This window comes from Andreprevotia sp. IGB-42 (genome assembly GCF_009848685.1).
GTDB lineage: Bacteria > Pseudomonadota > Gammaproteobacteria > Burkholderiales > Chitinibacteraceae > Andreprevotia.
Genome location: NZ_WXTX01000008.1, coordinates 182,255 through 197,883, shown reverse-complemented (window position 1 = coordinate 197,883; position 15,629 = coordinate 182,255). Strand labels below are relative to the sequence as shown.

Annotated in this window: 17 protein-coding genes; 13 read left to right on the top strand and 4 right to left on the bottom strand. The window is 61.4% G+C overall.

The features are described 5' to 3' along the window. Positions 1-21: 21 nt before the first annotated feature. Positions 22-1,035 carry a tRNA (adenosine(37)-N6)-threonylcarbamoyltransferase complex transferase subunit TsaD gene (gene tsaD / locus IGB42_RS13970; protein ID WP_159672633.1) on the top strand — a complete coding sequence of 338 codons (1,014 nt, stop codon included), beginning with the start codon at positions 22-24 and terminating at the stop codon, positions 1,033-1,035. Positions 1,036-1,105: 70 nt separating this feature from the next. Here the strand turns inward: tsaD and IGB42_RS13965 are convergent, their stop codons facing one another. Beyond that, entirely contained in the window at positions 1,106-1,753 is a 648-nt protein-coding gene (locus IGB42_RS13965; RefSeq protein WP_159672631.1) for a fumarylacetoacetate hydrolase family protein, read from the bottom strand. A gap of 51 nt (positions 1,754-1,804) precedes the next feature. Further along, the gene (locus IGB42_RS13960) at positions 1,805-2,731 is read right to left on the bottom strand and encodes a CobD/CbiB family protein (protein WP_159672629.1); all 927 of its coding nucleotides are present in this window, start codon (positions 2,729-2,731) and stop codon (positions 1,805-1,807) included. Positions 2,732-2,946: 215 nt separating this feature from the next. Between IGB42_RS13960 and IGB42_RS13955 the strand changes: the two genes are divergently transcribed. The 12 genes from IGB42_RS13955 (at position 2,947) to IGB42_RS13900 (ending at position 12,914) form a co-directional block, all read left to right on the top strand. Next, positions 2,947-3,537, top strand: a complete 591-nt coding sequence (locus IGB42_RS13955) for a superoxide dismutase (RefSeq protein ID WP_159672626.1) — start codon at positions 2,947-2,949, stop codon at positions 3,535-3,537. A 355-nt stretch (positions 3,538-3,892) separates the two neighbouring features. Beyond that, positions 3,893-4,327: a type II secretion system major pseudopilin GspG gene (gspG, locus tag IGB42_RS13950; RefSeq protein WP_159672622.1), complete on the top strand. Its 435-nt coding sequence runs from the start codon at positions 3,893-3,895 to the stop codon at positions 4,325-4,327. A 26-nt stretch (positions 4,328-4,353) separates the two neighbouring features. Then, positions 4,354-5,529, top strand: a complete 1,176-nt coding sequence (locus tag IGB42_RS13945; RefSeq protein ID WP_159672620.1) for a type II secretion system F family protein — start codon at positions 4,354-4,356, stop codon at positions 5,527-5,529. Further along, positions 5,526-7,181, top strand: coding sequence for a GspE/PulE family protein (locus IGB42_RS13940; protein ID WP_159672618.1), 1,656 nt, complete (start codon positions 5,526-5,528; stop codon positions 7,179-7,181). The genes IGB42_RS13945 and IGB42_RS13940 overlap by 4 nt, the downstream gene beginning before the upstream one ends. Continuing rightward, entirely contained in the window at positions 7,162-7,953 is a 792-nt protein-coding gene (locus IGB42_RS13935) for a hypothetical protein (RefSeq protein WP_159672616.1), read from the top strand. The genes IGB42_RS13940 and IGB42_RS13935 overlap by 20 nt, the downstream gene beginning before the upstream one ends. Next, positions 7,950-8,504 carry a hypothetical protein gene (locus IGB42_RS13930; RefSeq protein WP_159672614.1) on the top strand — a complete coding sequence of 185 codons (555 nt, stop codon included), beginning with the start codon at positions 7,950-7,952 and terminating at the stop codon, positions 8,502-8,504. The genes IGB42_RS13935 and IGB42_RS13930 overlap by 4 nt, the downstream gene beginning before the upstream one ends. Then, positions 8,501-9,028, top strand: a complete 528-nt coding sequence (locus IGB42_RS13925) for a hypothetical protein (RefSeq protein WP_159672612.1) — start codon at positions 8,501-8,503, stop codon at positions 9,026-9,028. Before IGB42_RS13930 ends, IGB42_RS13925 begins: the two co-directional genes overlap by 4 nt. Beyond that, positions 9,025-9,579: a hypothetical protein gene (locus tag IGB42_RS13920; protein ID WP_159672610.1), complete on the top strand. Its 555-nt coding sequence runs from the start codon at positions 9,025-9,027 to the stop codon at positions 9,577-9,579. Before IGB42_RS13925 ends, IGB42_RS13920 begins: the two co-directional genes overlap by 4 nt. Further along, the gene (locus tag IGB42_RS13915; protein ID WP_159672608.1) at positions 9,576-11,567 is read left to right on the top strand and encodes a secretin N-terminal domain-containing protein; all 1,992 of its coding nucleotides are present in this window, start codon (positions 9,576-9,578) and stop codon (positions 11,565-11,567) included. Before IGB42_RS13920 ends, IGB42_RS13915 begins: the two co-directional genes overlap by 4 nt. Positions 11,568-11,578: 11 nt before the next feature. Continuing rightward, positions 11,579-12,049, top strand: coding sequence for a type II secretion system protein (locus IGB42_RS13910; protein ID WP_159672606.1), 471 nt, complete (start codon positions 11,579-11,581; stop codon positions 12,047-12,049). Between the two features lie 18 nt (positions 12,050-12,067). Next, entirely contained in the window at positions 12,068-12,436 is a 369-nt protein-coding gene (locus IGB42_RS13905) for a type II secretion system protein (protein WP_236822586.1), read from the top strand. After that, positions 12,411-12,914, top strand: a complete 504-nt coding sequence (locus IGB42_RS13900) for a type II secretion system protein (RefSeq protein ID WP_159672602.1) — start codon at positions 12,411-12,413, stop codon at positions 12,912-12,914. The genes IGB42_RS13905 and IGB42_RS13900 overlap by 26 nt, the downstream gene beginning before the upstream one ends. A gap of 98 nt (positions 12,915-13,012) precedes the next feature. Here IGB42_RS13900 and IGB42_RS13895 read toward each other — a convergent pair whose 3' ends face one another. Both IGB42_RS13895 and nadA read right to left on the bottom strand, forming a co-directional pair. Next, the gene (locus tag IGB42_RS13895; protein ID WP_159672600.1) at positions 13,013-14,074 is read right to left on the bottom strand and encodes a bifunctional nicotinamide-nucleotide adenylyltransferase/Nudix hydroxylase; all 1,062 of its coding nucleotides are present in this window, start codon (positions 14,072-14,074) and stop codon (positions 13,013-13,015) included. A gap of 449 nt (positions 14,075-14,523) precedes the next feature. Further along, the gene (gene nadA, locus IGB42_RS13890; RefSeq protein WP_236822585.1) at positions 14,524-15,456 is read right to left on the bottom strand and encodes a quinolinate synthase NadA; all 933 of its coding nucleotides are present in this window, start codon (positions 15,454-15,456) and stop codon (positions 14,524-14,526) included. Positions 15,457-15,629: the final 173 nt, after the last annotated feature.

Genomic DNA, 15,629 nt, shown 5'->3' with positions numbered 1-15,629 from the left:
CCACTGCAATATGAAGCCCCCATGCTAGTACTCGGCCTTGAATCTTCTTGCGATGAAACCGGCGTTGCGCTCTACGATATCGAGCGCGGCCTGCTGGCGCACCGCATCCACTCGCAGATCGCCATGCACACCGAATACGGCGGCGTGGTGCCGGAGCTCGCATCGCGTGATCATATCCGCCGTGTGCTGCCACTGACCGAAGACTGCATGAATGAGGCCGGCAAGACACTGGCAGACCTCGATGCCATTGCCTATACCGCTGGGCCAGGCCTCGCGGGCGCACTGCTGGTCGGCGCCAGCGTGGCCAACGCGCTGGGCTTCGCATTGCAGAAGCCGGTGATCGAAGTGCACCACCTGGAAGGGCATCTGCTCTCGCCGCTGCTATCGAGCCCCAAGCCGGAATTCCCGTTCGTGGCACTGCTGGTGTCCGGCGGCCATACGCAGCTGATGGCGGTGCGCGGCATCGGCCAGTACGAACTGCTGGGCGAAACCGTCGATGATGCCGCTGGCGAAGCATTCGACAAATCGGCCAAATTGCTGGGCCTGGGTTACCCGGGCGGGCCGGCACTATCCAAGCTGGCCGACAGTGGCGATGCCACGCGTTTCCGCCTGCCGCGCCCCATGCTGCACTCGGGCGATCTGGATTTCAGTTTTTCCGGCCTGAAAACCGCGGTGCTCAAGCTGGTGACCGAACAATCACCGATCGACGACAACACACGCGCCGACATCTGTGCGGCGTTCCAGGAAGCGCTGGTCGAAGTCATCACCAAGAAGTGCCTGGCGGCACTCAAGCAGACCGGCATGCAGCGGCTGGTGATTGCCGGCGGCGTGGGCGCCAACCGGCAGTTGCGTGCCGGGCTGGATGACGCAGCAAGGAAGCGCAAGCTGCAGGTGTTCTATCCGCCACTGGCGTTGTGCACCGATAACGGTGCAATGATTGCGTATGCGGGCGCGATGCGGCTGAAGTACGCGCGCGACAGTTACAGCTACGGCGCAAAACCGCGCTGGGATCTGGCCAGCCTGCCGGCGGTGTAAAAAGCCCGGAGGCAACCCAGTAAATAGAAAGGCGGCCAGAGGCCGCCTTTTGATCTATGCAGCACCGCGATCAGGCCACCGTAAACTGCTGGTCGATCACGCCATCGAGGGTCAGGCGCAATACATCACCAGACTGCACCGGCCCCACGCCTTCCGGCGTACCGGTATAGATCAGGTCGCCGGCCTGCAAGCCGAAGCGGCTGGAAAGCCATGCAATCAGCGCCGGCACATCGAAAGCCATCTGCTGCATGTCCGCACGCTGGCGCACCTCGCCATTGATGATCAACTCGAACCGGACGTCCGGCGGCGCAATGGCGGTGGCCGGCACGAAATCCGTCACCACCGCAGAACCGCGGAAGCCCTTGGCCAGCGTCCACGGGGAGCCGCTTTTCTTTGCCTGTGCCTGCACATCCCGCGCGGTCAGATCCAGCCCCAGCGCGTAACCGGCCACATGATCTAGCGCATCTTCACGCGCGATATGCTCACCATCGCGGCCGATCGCCACCACCAGCTCGGCTTCGTGATGCACATCACTCGACCAATCCGGCAGCACGATGGCCTGCCCCGGATATGACAGCGCAGCGGTAGGCTTGAGGAACACCACCGGCTCGGGGCCGATGCTCGACCCCATTTCGGCGGCGTGCGCCAAGTAGTTGCGCGCCACGCAATAAATGTTGGCAACACGCAGTTCGGTATCGGCAATGCGGATCACGGGCACAGGCAACTCCTGATTTCAGGCTGGTGGTTTCGGGCCGGTCGGTGGCAGCGATCAGGCCAGCCACTTGCCAAGGCTGAACAGCAGCACCACTGCCAGCCATAACAGGATGGAGCGCCAGATCAGGCCGACTGCACTTGCCAGGTAATTGGCATTGGCGGCGTCGCCCAGGCCCAGCTCGGGGCGGAACTTCACCGTGTGGTCCATGTGCAGCGCCTGCCCCAGCCGGATGCCGATGGCACCCGCGCCGGCAGCCAGGATGATGCCCTGTGCATAGTTGCCCCAGGCCTGCGCCTGCGAGCGCCAGCAGTACACGGCATCTTCGAAATCGCCCATCACCGCGAAACCTGCGGCGGTAAACCGTACCGGCAGGTAATCGAGTATGGCCAGCACGCCAGCGGCACAACGGCCAAATGGCGACACCTGCTCATGCGATGACCACTTCTGCGCCAGCAGGCTGGCGGCGCGATACAACACCGCCCCCACCGGGCCGGCCAGCCATGCCAGTACCACGAACCAGAACACTGTGCCGAACACGTAGCGGTAGGAATCGAGCAAGCCCTGCTCGATGGCAAAACGGGCCACTTCATCTTCGCTCATCTGCGAGGTGTGCTGGCCGGTCCAATCCGCCAGCAGCGCGCGGGCCGTTTCCAGATCACCCACCTGCAACGCCTTGGAAATACCGGAGAACGAATGGCTGAACTGCCGGAAACCCATGGTCAGGTACAGGATTACCACGTTCCACGCCAGCCCCAGGAAGGGGCTCAGGCCCACCAGCAGCCAGTAGCCAGCCACGCTGATCACCAGCAGCGGCACCGTGGCAATCAGCCAGCCATAGACGCCATTGCGATACTCGCCGGCATTGAGCGCACGCTCCAGGCTGTTGGCCATGCGCGTGAATGCAAGGTAAAACCGGTTGCGGCTGCTGATCGGGCGAAGCTGTTCGAGCAGAAGCGCAAGGATCAGGGATAAAATGGTCATGTCTTGAACAATACAGCAACAGATATGCGCTGCAAGATAACATAGCAGCCGGCTGCCCCCAACCGCCAACCCGAGATTGGCCGGCGTTGACAAGATACCGACACCCAGATTACCCGGCACTGCGCCATCGATGGCATCAGCACTTGAAATGCTGATGTGGCGCTGCCATATAGCCACCATCACGTTTACTGGCCCACACCTCACAGGAGCACACCATGGAACACAAACTGCCGGAACTGCCCTACGCCCAGGACGCACTTGCACCCTATATGTCCGCTGAAACGCTGTCGTACCACTACGGCAAGCATCACCAGACTTACATCACCAACCTGAACAACCTGATCAAGGGTACCGAGAACGAGAGCAAGACCCTCGAAGAAATCGTCAAGACCGCACCGGCAGGTGGCTTGTACAACAACGCTGCACAAACCTGGAACCACACTTTCTTCTGGTTCGGCTTCAAGCCCAATGCAGAAGGCGCAGATCGCGCACCGGCTGGCGCGCTGGCTGATGCCATTAACGCCAAGTGGGGCTCGTTCGAGGAGTTCAAGAAAGCATTCAATACCTCGGCCGCGGGCAATTTCGGCTCGGGCTGGACCTGGCTGGTGAAGAAACCGGATGGCAGTCTCGACATCGTCAACACTGGCGCAGCAGGCACGCCGCTGACCACCGCCGACACCGCGTTGCTGACCTGTGATGTATGGGAACATGCGTACTACATCGACTACCGCAACAGCCGCCCGAACTATCTGGAAGGCTACTGGAAGCTGGTTGACTGGGATGCCGTTGCGCAACGCCTGGGCTGATTCCAGCGGGTTTTGTGTCACCGGAAAAGGACGGCGCTGCCGTCCTTTTTGCTTTTTTCATGCCAAATGATTTGCTGACATGCAGAACTGCCGGCGCAAATCTGCGTCAAACGGGGCTCGCGTTGCGGGAAAGTTATTTGCAAACTGGCTGGAAGCCGCACCCTGCTTTGTTTCTGTCCGTCCACACACTACAGAGAAACGCTTGCTACGCCACAACACCCCGATTAGGATGGCAAGCGAAGGATGGAAGCAAAACTATAAAGTCTTACAAAAACAGGATTCCAGTTGTGCCGGTTTCTGCCGATAGCAGACTTGCAATTCCCAGCTGAACCCAAAAAAACCGAAGAAGATCATCATGAACGCGTCGCGCACTCTCTACCGTCGCCAATCTGCAGGCTTCACGCTGCTTGAATTATTGGTCGTACTGCTGATTATCGCCCTGCTGGCAGGCTATGTCGGCCCCAAGCTGTTCAGCCAGGTTGGCGCAGCCAAGGCCAAGACCGCAGCAAGCCAGATGAAGTCGCTCTCCGACGCGCTCGATAATTACCGCCTCAACGTGGGCCAGTACCCGACCACCGAGCAAGGCCTGGTCGCACTGGTGAAAGCCCCGGCGGAAGGCAGCAGCAAGTGGGCCGGTCCTTACCTTTCCAAGGACGTGCCGAACGATCCGTGGGATCGCCCTTACGTGTATCGCCGCCCCGGCGAGAACGGCAAGGATTTCGATCTGTTGACGCTGGGTGCCGATGGCAAGCCGGGCGGCGACAGTGAAGATAAAGACATCGTCTACTAAGCCCCCGCCGAGTATTCCGCGCCATCATGCGCTACAAGGTAACCGCACTGCAGGCCGGCCGCCTGCAGGAAATGGAGCTGGATGCCACCAGTGAGGACGAGCTGCGCGAGCGGCTGTCCGCACAGGGCGCCAAGCTCGTTTCGGCCCATGCCCAGACCTCGTTCTCGCTGAAGAAAAAGAACGTCTTCGGACTTTCACTCTTCACGCAGGAGCTGATCGCACTTCTGGAGGCCGGCCTGACGCTGGTCGAAGCGGTGGAAACCCTGCGCGACAAAGGCGGCGCGGATGGCGGCGGCGTAGTGCTCACACGGCTGATCGAAGGGCTGTATCAGGGCTTGCCGCTATCGCGCGTGCTGGGGCAGATGCCCGAACATTTCCCGCCGCTCTACATCGCTACCGTGGGATCGGCCGAAAAGACCGGCCATCTGGCGGAGGCGCTAAAGCGCTACCACCATTACGAATCGCGCCTGGCCGCAGTGAAGAAAAAGATTTTTTCCGCCATGGTTTACCCGATGGTCATCATCACCATCGGTGGCGGCATCATGTTGTTCTTGCTGTTCTACGTGATTCCGAAATTCAGCCAGATCTACGCCAGCATGAAGACCCTGCCCCCCGCCGCGCAGGCCATGCTGTGGTGGGGTGATCTGGTGCACAGCAACGGACAGTACATCTTCGTGGCCATCATCGGCAGCATTGCTGCCATCGTGATGCTGCTGCGTACCGATACGGTGCAGGCATCGTTGCAGGAAGTGTTCTGGCGCATACCCAAGCTGGAAAGCTACCGCTCGCTGTTCTCGCTGACGCGTTTCTACCGTACTGTCGGCCTGCTGCTGGCTGGCGGCCTGTCGCTGGTGGCTGCGATGGAGCTGGCGGCGCAGTTGCTGCCTTCCACGATGCGGCTGGCACTGGCGCAGGCCATTGTCGACATCAAATCCGGCCAGGGGCTATCGAGCACCTTGCCACGCTATGGCCTGACCACACCGGTATCGGAACGGCTGCTGCGCGTGGGCGAGCAGAGTGGCGAGCTGGCCACCATGTGCGAGCGATCGGCGCAGTTTTGCGATGAAGAGCTCGACCGCGCCATCGAAATGTTCACCCGCCTGTTCGAGCCGGTGCTGATGCTGTTCATCGGCGTACTGATCGGCGGGATCGTCTTCCTGCTTTATATGCCCATCTTCGAGTTGGCTGGAAACATGCAATGAGCGAACTCACACTTGATCTCGTCCAGCACTTGCGGGCGCACGCGGGTGAAACGCCGCTGCCGTTGCTGGTGCAACAAAGCCTTGGCCTGAGCAAGGAAGCATATTGCGCAGAGGTCAGCCAGTTCCTCGGCTTGAGAAGCTTCACGCGCGACGAGCTGTCGATGCTGTTTCCGCGCCACGATCTGCTGCCCTATGGCGACGCGGTCTCACGTTCGTGCATTCTGGCGGATGACGCGGAAGGCGAGCGCTTCCTGATCCTGGCCGACCCGTTTGACGCCGTCACGCGCAACTGGGCGCAGCAGCGCATCGGCTCGCATTACCGCAGCGCTTTTGCGCACTTCGAAGACCTGGAAGATTACCTGGCGCAGTTCGAGACCTCGCACCGCGCGATGGATCAACTGGCCATCGGCGAGAACGACAGCAACCAGGAAGTGGTGCAGGAAATTTCGCTGGCCACGCTGGCGCGCGACACCAACCCGGTGGTCAAGCTGGTGAACTCCACGCTGTACGACGGCCTGAAGGCCAAGGCGTCGGACATCCACATGGAAAGCACCCCGGCCGGCCTGACCATCAAGTACCGGATCGACGGCGTGCTGCTGCATGCGGGCGGCGCCAACGGCACCGAGACCGCAGAGCAGGTGGTATCGCGGATCAAGGTGCTGGCCGAGCTGGATATCTCCGAGCGCCGCGTACCGCAGGACGGCCGCTTCAAGGTGATGATGAATGGCCGCGATGTCGATTTCCGCGTGTCCATCATGCCGTCCATCTACGGTGAAGACGCCGTGTTGCGGATTCTGGACAAGCAAGGCGGCGGCGATTCATTCAAACAGCTGAAACTGGACGTACTGGGCCACGAAGAAGCCACCATGGCGGCAATCCGCTCGCTGGCGACCGAGCCCTACGGCCTGCTGCTGGTGACCGGACCGACCGGTTCGGGCAAATCCACCACGCTGTACGCCACGCTGTCCGAGATCAACACCGGTGATGAAAAGATCATCACCATCGAAGACCCGGTTGAATACCAGTTGCCGGGCATCCTGCAGATTCCGGTCAACGACAAGAAGGGCCTGACCTTTGCGCGTGGCCTGCGCTCGGTATTGCGGCACGACCCGGACAAGATCCTGGTAGGTGAAATCCGCGATGGCGAAACCGCCAACATTGCCGTGCAGGCAGCGCTGACCGGTCACCTTGTACTCACCTCGGTGCACGCCAACAACGTGTTCTCGGTGCTGGATCGTTTCATGCACATGGGCGTGGAGCCCAACAGCTTTGTCGATGCGCTGATCGGCGTGGTGGCGCAGCGGCTGATCCGCAAGATCTGCCCGCATTGCGTGACCGACGATCAACCGGATATCGACCTGCTGGCGCAATCCGGCCTCACTCGCAACCAGGTCGCCACATGGCGTTTCCGCAAGGGCACCGGTTGCAGCCATTGCCGTGATACCGGCTACCTGGGCCGCAAGGCGATTGCCGAAGTATTGCGCCTGAATGACGAACTCAAGCAAGCCATTGCCGGCCGCGCACCCGCGGTCGAAGTAAAGCAGCTTGCTGCAAGACACGGCTTCCAGAATATGCGCCAGATGGCTTTGATGTCGGTTGCACGCGGCGAAACAACGCTACAGGAAATCAATCGTGTCACGTTTGTGGATTAACCATCAGGCCTGGCTGTGTCGCGGGCACGCACAACTGGCCAGCAGCGGCCTGCGCCAGAGCGTGCCGCTGCTCGCGCAGGCGCCGGTGGACAACACCGCGGATACAGCGGTACTGCGCATCCAGCAACTGCTGACCGAGGCCCCGCGCGGCAGCCTGCGCGCGGATACGCTGGCCTTGCACATCGGTGCGCCATGGGTGCGCTACGCGGTGATCCCGTGGCAGGACAAACTCAAGCGCTTGAGTGATTGGGAAAGCTATGCCCGCGTGGCGATGAGCCAGCAATACGGCATCGGCACTGAAACCTGGCGCGTACGCGTGGCCGAAGCAAGCTGGGGCAAACCCCGGCTGGTTGCGGCCATGGAGCAGGGGCTGTATCAGACCTTCGTGGAACTGGCCCGCAGCCAGAAACTGCGGCTGACCCAGGTCGAACCCATGCTCACCACGGCCATCAACCGCCACAAGGGCGCATTGCGCCAGCGTGAGTTCGCGCTGCTGCTGATCGATGGCGAACAGGCAGTGATTGCGTTCTGGCGTGACCGCGCCTGGCGCGGCGTAACCGCGCTGCCGGTACCGCCGGATGCATTGCGCCGGGGCGAAGCCGTTGCCGCCCTGGTACGTGATGCCGCAGTGATGGCCAGCGATTTCCTGCCCGAGCAGATTTACGTGGTGGCCAGCGAAACGCGCTTTGCCAAGCTCGAGTCATCCGAGTTCGACCTGCAATGGCTGGGGCCGGTACACCCGCTGTTCGTAGCGACCGAGGTACAGCGATGAGCCTGCTCAACCTTGATTTTCATCGCATCAGCAAACCCACGCCATGGATCGGCCTGATTCTGGTCGCGCTGGGCGTGGTGGCCATGCTGTGGGTGATGACACAGCAGGATGTGGTTGCACAGTACAAGGAGCAGGTGGAAACGCAGGAATCCCAGCTCAAGTGGAAGAAACAGCAATTGGCCGAACGCCAGAAAGAAGAACAGAAGGAAACGCCGGTGAACGAAAAAGTGGCGATCATCCGCCGCGCCCAGCAGCAAAGCGCATTGCCCGCATTGAAGCTGCTTGAAGCCAGCTGGTCGCGCGATATTGCGGTGCTGCGCATGGACTTGAGCCCGGTAGATCGCAACGTCAAACTCGATATCGAAAGCCGCGACGCGGGCGATCTGCTGAGCTGGATAGACCGGGTGAACCGCCAGCCGGGCATTGCCCGCGTGGTGCTGGCACGCCAGCAGGTCAAGGCTGCAGATCCGTTCAAGCCCACCCAGGCCGGCGTGGAAATTTACCTGCGCAAAGACCCGCAGCTTGATCCCCGCAAGGTGACCAAGCCATGAAGCAAGCACAACTGATGTGGGGTTTGCGGCAATGGCCACGCTATACGGGGCTGTTGGGCTTGGTCGGCGTGGGCCTGCTGCTGTTCGCGCTCTTTGTCTATCAGCAGAAGGTCAAGCCGATACAGCGTGATCTGGAAAGCCGCGAGCAAGTGGCCAGCGAGGAAGCGCAACGCCTGGCCCGCCCGGCAGCCAGCGATGCATCGAGCATTGCCCTGCTGACACCGTTGCGGCCAGCCGAGAGCCTGACCAACTTCCTGCGCGAGCTGGCGCAACTGGCCGAGAAGAACAAGATCAACGTCCAGCAGACCGATTACAAATCCAATGCGGAAGGTGACAACCACCTGCTGCGCTATGGCGTGCAGTTTCCAGCCAATGGCACCTACGATGACCTGCGCCTTTTCATTGCCGATCTGGAGAAAATCCCCGGCGTGCGCATCGAAACCTTCTCGGTGGCACGCAACCAGATTGCCGATGAACAACTGTCTGCCCAGCTGCAGCTGAGCTATCTGACGGAGACACCATGATGTTGTCCCGTCCTTTGCAACTGGTTCTGGGGGTGACGGTGCTGCTGGTGGGTTACACCTGGTGGCAAGGTCGCGATGGTGACGGCGACGAGCCTGCGCTGGATACCCGCGCACGCAGTGCAGGCCGTGTAGCGCCCGCCAGCGCATCAGCGGCGGCCAATGCTTCCGCGGCCAGTGCCGTGGCCGCCAGCAAGCCGGCAGCACTGGGTGCCAGCTTTGCGGTCAACCTGTTTCCCAAGCAGACCTGGGCGCCAACGCCGCCACCGCCGCCCACACCCGGCCCACCACCACCCACGCCGATCCCGGTGGCGCCGCCGTTGCCGTTTGCCGTAGTGGCAAGCTGGCACGAAAAAGGCGTGGACGAATTCGTACTTGAAGCTGCCGGCCAGCAATACGTGGTCTGCAACCGCTGCGACGCGCTGGGCCGCGTGCAGCTGGGCGAAACATTGCTGGGCATCTACCGCATCGATCAGCTGTCCCGGCAGCAAATCGTATTTACTTATCTGCCATTGAATCAGCAGCAAGTGCTGCCGATAGGAGGAACGCCGTGAAACGTGCGTTGACCATGTCATTGATCGCCGCTGGCCTGATCAGCGGCTGTGCCGCTGAGCGGGCGCGCAAGAGCGCCGTTGAACAAATCCAGCAGGGCAGCACGCCGCAGGGTCTCGCTACACTGCAGGAGGCGCTCAAGAACGATCCGGACGACATTGCACTGCGTGCCACTTACGAGCGCCAGCGCGATGACTACATCGGCAGGTTGCAGAAAGAAGCCGATGACGGTCGCATGGCCGGCACACCGGAAGGTCTGGCACGGGCGCTGGTGAACTACCAGCAGATCCTTGCCTATGCGCCGGGCAACCTGCGTGCCAAGGAAGGGCTGCGCCAGATCGAGGGCGGCATCATGCTCGATTCCAAGACCAAGTATGCGCAATCGATCAAGGACACCCGCCCGGACGAAGCACTCGACATCGTGCAGCAGATCATCGCCGAAAACCCGCGCGCCACCGCCGCCATCACGCTCAAGACCGAGCTGGAAGCACGCAAGGCGCGTGAATCGAGCCTGAAGCCGGCATTGGCGCAGGCGCTGAAAAGCCCGATTTCGCTGCAGTTCCGCGATCAGCCCATCTTCAGCGTGTTCGACATCATTTCGCGTATCGGCAAGGTCAACTTCATCTTCGATCGTGATGTACCGTCGACGCTGCGCACCACCATCTACGCGCGCGACACCACGGTCGAGGACGTGATCAACCTCTTGCTGACCACCAACCAGCTCGACAAGAAAATCCTCAACGACAACACCATCCTGATCTATCCGAAACGGCCTGACAAAGACCGTGACTACAAGGATCTGGTGATGCGTACCTTCTACCTCAACAATGCCGACCCCAAGCAGGTGCTGGCCATGTTGAAACAGATGGTGAAAACGCGCGACGTCTATATCGACGAACGCCTGAGCATGATCGTGATGCGTGATACGCCGGATGCCGTCGCTGTGGCCGAACGCCTGATCGCTGCCCAGGATCTGCCGCAATCCGAAGTGGTACTGGATGTGGAAGTACTGGAAGTGACCAGCTCCGACTTGCTGAACATGGGCATCAAGTACCCGAGCAGCGTGAGCGCCACGGTCGGCGGCTTCGCTGGTGGCACCACCACGGCGGCCGATGGCAGCACCACCAGCACCGGTGCATTCACGCCAGGCAAGATCACGCTGGAGCAGTTGTCCAGCATCAACAAGGGCAATGTGCTGGTCAACCTGGGCGACCCGACCATCACGGCCAACTTCCTGCGCACCAAGAGCAACACCAACGTGCTGGCCAACCCGAAAATCCGCGTGAAGAACCGCGACAAGGCCAAGATCCTGATCGGTGACCGCGTACCCGTGATCACCTCTACCGTATCCAACGGCGTGACCACCGAATCGGTAGCCTATCAGGACGTGGGCCTGACGTTGAACGTGGAGCCACTGCTCACGCAGGATTCGGATATCTCGATCAAGGTGACGCTGGAAATGTCCAACATCACCGACAAGAGCGAAACCAAGCAGGGCTCGGTGGTTTACACCATCGGTACCCGCCGTGCCGAAACCAACATGACGGCGCGCGACGGTGAAACGCAGGTGCTGGCCGGCCTGCTCAACCGCACCGAAACCGGCTCTGGCTCCAGCCTGCCGGGGCTGGGCGAACTGCCGATCCTGGATCGCATTTTCGGCACCAAGCAGACCGAGAACAAGCGCACCGAGCTGATGCTGATGATCACACCGCGCATCGTGCGCAACCTGCAGGTGCCAAGCGGCTATGTGACCAACTTCAACAGCGGTACCGATGGCCTGCTGACCACCGAACCGCTGCGTCTGCGTGATGCATCGACGGTCAACGTGAACAGCAATGGCAGTGGTGGGGCAGCGCCTGCTGCACCTGCCCCGGCACCGCTGCCGCCACCGGTGGTGGTCGAACCGGTAGCCATTCCGGCACCGGTCGAGCAACCCAAGGCTGAAACACAGCCCGCAGTAACACGCGGCGCCGGCATGGGTCGCCGCTAGTGATGCAGGCAATGCGCCAGCGCGGCTTTACGCTGATCGAGCTGATGGTGACCCTCACCATCCTCGCCGTGCTGGCATCCGTTGCCTTGCCGCTGTCTCAGATCGCCGCCACGCGCAACCGCGAAGAGCAGTTGCGCCAGGCGCTGTGGCAGATGCGCAGCAGCATCGATGCCTACAAGCAGGCAGTGGACGATGGCCGCGTGAATAAATCGCTGGAAGACACCGGCTACCCGCCGGAGCTGAAAACGCTGGTCGAAGGCGTGAAAGATCTGAAAGACCCCAGTGGCAAGAAGATCTACTTCATGCGCCGCATTCCGCGTGACCCGTTCTGTGACTGCCCAAGCAAGAGCGATGCGGAAACCTGGGGGCTGCGCAGCTACGCCAGTCCCGCCGATGCCCCCGCCGACGGCAGGGACGTGTACGATGTCTACACCCTTTCAAACGGGGTAGGCCTCAATGGCATCCCCTATCGCAACTGGTAAGCCCCCATGGAATGCAAGTTGAACCGCAAACGCGGCTTTACGCTCATTGAACTGCTGGTGGTGCTGGCCATCATGGCCACCTTGCTGACGCTGGTGGTACCCCGCTACTTCCAGCAGACCGACCGTGCCGCAGAAACGGTGCTCAAGCACAACCTCGTTGCGATGCGCGATGCGGTCGACAAGTTCTATGCCGATACCGGCCGCTACCCCAATACCCTGCAGGAGCTGGTGGAAAAACACTACCTGCGCGAGGTACCGGTGGACCCGATCACCACCAAGCGTGATTCGTGGGAACTGATCCCGCCGGAAGGCGGCGCGGGCATCTATGACGTGAAGAGCGGTGCCGACGGCACCGGTTCAGATGGGCAGCCGTTCAAATCGCTGTAGTGGCCAGCGGCCAGCGCAGCAGGGCTTTGCCTATCTGTGGGCGCTGATGATGGTGCTGGTGATGGGCATCTATCTCGGCGCGGTCGGCGAGGCATGGCAGACCCGCATGCTGCGCGCCAAGGAAGAACAGCTGATGCGCCAGGGCGACGAAATCCGTGTCGCCATCAAACGCTACACCGAGCAGCAGGGGCAGCAGATGCAGTACCCCAAGACGCTGGACGACCTGGTGCAGGATCCGCGCGTGCCATTTCCACGGCACTTCCTGCGCCGCCCCTACAAGGACCCGATCACCGACGAGGACTGGGGCTATATTGCCGCGCCCGGTGGCGGTTTCATGGGCGTGTACAGCAAATCGCGGCAACGCCCGCTCAAGCAGGCCAATTTCCCTACGCAGTATGTCGGCTTCATCGACAAACAGACCTACGACGAGTGGAAGTTTGCGCACTGGCCCACCAACAACGGCGGCGGTCGCAAGTAGCGTCGCCCCGATGCAGGCAGGCCGCAAGCAGGCCCCTGCCCTGCCAGCCTTCCGCGTTACCCGCCACGCCTGCTGATGCGCTACCGCACACACCCCGCTCAGATCTGCCCCAGAAACCAGTTCACGATGTAGAAATGATCTTCGAACAGCTGCGCTTCCATGCGGCTGAATTCGGATAGCGGCACCCACGATGCGCGATCGGCATCATCGCCGCCGCGCACCTTGGGCAAACCATCGCCGGTGGGGGTAAGCTCGATCAGGAACGCGTGCGTGATGGTGCGCCCGCGCAGCGAGCGCTGCGGATGGTCGAACACCCGGTTGACGCGGATCGACCCCGCCAGCACCGGCGCAGGCACCTTCAAACGGGTTTCTTCCTTCAGCTCGCGGATCACGGCATCGCGGATCGGCTCATCCTGCTCGACAAAGCCGCCCGGCAGCGCCCACAGCCCCCTGCCCGGCATGCCGCGGCGCCGCACCAGCAGGATATGGCCGGAGTGGATCACCACCGCATCGGCGGTCACGAAAGTGGGCGGGTAAGGTGCTACCGCCCAGCGCTGGCGGAAATCGCGCAGGTAGCGGTGTTCGGCGACGATGTACGGGTAGACCTCGCCATGCTGGAACTGGCTCATCCAGCTGTACACCGCCGGGGGCAGCTTGTCTGCACAGTGGGCAAAACGGGCGCCCCCATCATTGAGAAAGCAGTCGCGCAATTGCGCGGCGTCGATGCCCGGTTCATCCGGCACCTCCACCCGCTGCCATTGCGGAAACAGCTCCAGGTAGTAGTTGTTGCGGTTGCGGCTGCTGCCGACGATGCCGATACGGAACTCGGCTGCGCGGTGGCCCAGGCTGGCGGTATCCACGGCAATCACCTTGTCGACCAGGCTTTGTACCTCGGTCACCCATTGCTGATCGTTGTACATGCGGTCGGAGCACCCCACCACGAACACGCGCTCCTGCCATTCCGGCGGCAGCGCGGCACGCAGCATGGCTTCGCGCTCGGCCTGCGTGAACGGATTGCGCGGGCTGACCGCCTGCCGTGCGGAGCCACAGATGACGATCAGCTTGTCGGCATGGGCCAATGCCGCTTCGATCACCTTGAGGTGGCCGAGGTGGACAGGCTGGAAGCGGCCGATGAAGACGAGGTAGTCGAAGTGTTGCATGAGAGCGGGCCTTCGCTTTTTCTATTGGGGCAATTGCAGCGTTTGAAACTGCATTGGATATCGCCGTTTTAGTCATTCATTCTGGTCAGCGCCTACGGCGCGCTTTTTTTGATGCGCCTTCCGCGCTCGGATGGCCGCCCCGCGTCGCTCAGCGGCAAAGCCGCCAAGCTTTGGCATCACCTGCTGCAAGCGCCCCTGCGGGGTTCACTGCGCTGCGCGCCCATTGCTGGGCGAAGCAAAGCTTCGCACGCTACCGGCGGGAAGGTCACTCTGCCTTCGGGCTAGAACATCCCTTCCCGACTACCCCGCACCGTGCTGTGCTGTGCTGTGCTGCTCGGCGCTTCGGAAGGGAGAAGGCGACTCATCAAGCATCGCTGTCGCCCCACGAAAAAAGACCAAATCTTGCTCCGAATGACAAACGGGCGGTAAACCGCCCGTTTTTAACTGCATTACTGGTAGTAACGCTTGGAGAACTCCAGCATGCGTTCGATCGGCAGGCGGGCGGATTCCATTTGTTCGTCGCTCAGGTAATCGATGCGTACGCCTTCGCCAGCCTGGGCGCGTTTGACGGCTTCGATGCTGTTCATTTTCATGTACGGGCACGAGTTGCACTGGCAGCCGGCGTAGATCGGCGCCTGGCGGATGTCGAGATCCGGGCGGGCGAGGCCCATGTTGTAGAGGATGCCGTCTTCGGTGGCGACGAAAATCACCGCGTCAGGCTCGGCGGCATAGGATTTGATCCAGTTCAGCATGCCGGAGGTCGAGCCCACGTAATCGGCCTGCTGCAGCACCGGCAGCGGGCTTTCCGGGTGCGCGATCAGGTATTTGGCGCCAGCCACGCCGGCAAACGCCTCATCCAGCGCGCTCTGGTTGAATTTGTCGTGCACTTCGCACACGGCGCTCCATAGCGGCATGCCGTAGTCGTACTGGAAGTTGAGGTAGGCGCCCATGTTGCGGTCGGGCGAGAAGATCACCTGCTTACCTTCGGCGTAGATGTGGGCAATGATGTCGTCCACATTGCGGCTGGTCACGATCCAGTCGGACAGCGCCTTGTGCTCCGCCGAGCTGTTGATGTAGCTCACGTGCACGTGATCGGGGTGGGCTTCGCGCCATGCCTTGAGCGCGCCCACATCGGTCTGCGTGACCAGCGAACAGGTAGAGCGCGAATCGGGCAGGATCACCTCGGCTTGCGGATTCAGTATCTTGGCGGTCTCTGCCATGAAGCGCACGCCGGCAAACACGATGGTGTCCGCCCCGCATTCCTTGGCATACAGGGAGAGTTCCAGGCTGTCGCCGACCTTGTCGGCCATCTGCTGGATTTCGGGCTGGCAATAATAATGCGCCAGCGTAACCACTTTCTTGCCCATGGCAGTTCCTTCCATGAAAACCCGCCGGGCTGTCCCGTGCGGCACTGCAAAACATACATCAGCCCCGGCGCGCTACCCCGCCCGATGGATCCCACCGGGTTTGCGCCGTGACGATATTTTATACGTTCGTTCAAGCAATTAGCCATCATCCTGTAAATTATTTCTGGATGAGTGTTGACAGAAAACCA

Excerpts from the sequence above, each read along its gene's own strand:
- IGB42_RS13960 (WP_159672629.1), bottom strand. The coding sequence starts at position 2,731 with ATGACCATTTTATCCCTGATCCTTGCGCTTCTGCTCGAACAGCTTCGC.
- IGB42_RS13900 (WP_159672602.1), top strand. The coding sequence starts at position 12,411 with ATGGGCAGCCGTTCAAATCGCTGTAGTGGCCAGCGGCCAGCGCAGCAG.
- IGB42_RS13920 (WP_159672610.1), top strand. The coding sequence starts at position 9,025 with ATGATGTTGTCCCGTCCTTTGCAACTGGTTCTGGGGGTGACGGTGCTG.
- gspG (WP_159672622.1), top strand. The coding sequence starts at position 3,893 with ATGAACGCGTCGCGCACTCTCTACCGTCGCCAATCTGCAGGCTTCACG.
- IGB42_RS13945 (WP_159672620.1), top strand. The coding sequence starts at position 4,354 with ATGCGCTACAAGGTAACCGCACTGCAGGCCGGCCGCCTGCAGGAAATG.
- IGB42_RS13940 (WP_159672618.1), top strand. The coding sequence starts at position 5,526 with ATGAGCGAACTCACACTTGATCTCGTCCAGCACTTGCGGGCGCACGCG.
- IGB42_RS13925 (WP_159672612.1), top strand. The coding sequence starts at position 8,501 with ATGAAGCAAGCACAACTGATGTGGGGTTTGCGGCAATGGCCACGCTAT.
- IGB42_RS13955 (WP_159672626.1), top strand. The coding sequence starts at position 2,947 with ATGGAACACAAACTGCCGGAACTGCCCTACGCCCAGGACGCACTTGCA.
- IGB42_RS13930 (WP_159672614.1), top strand. The coding sequence starts at position 7,950 with ATGAGCCTGCTCAACCTTGATTTTCATCGCATCAGCAAACCCACGCCA.
- IGB42_RS13910 (WP_159672606.1), top strand. The coding sequence starts at position 11,579 with ATGCGCCAGCGCGGCTTTACGCTGATCGAGCTGATGGTGACCCTCACC.
- nadA (WP_236822585.1), bottom strand. The coding sequence starts at position 15,456 with ATGGAAGGAACTGCCATGGGCAAGAAAGTGGTTACGCTGGCGCATTAT.
- IGB42_RS13895 (WP_159672600.1), bottom strand. The coding sequence starts at position 14,074 with ATGCAACACTTCGACTACCTCGTCTTCATCGGCCGCTTCCAGCCTGTC.
- tsaD (WP_159672633.1), top strand. The coding sequence starts at position 22 with ATGCTAGTACTCGGCCTTGAATCTTCTTGCGATGAAACCGGCGTTGCG.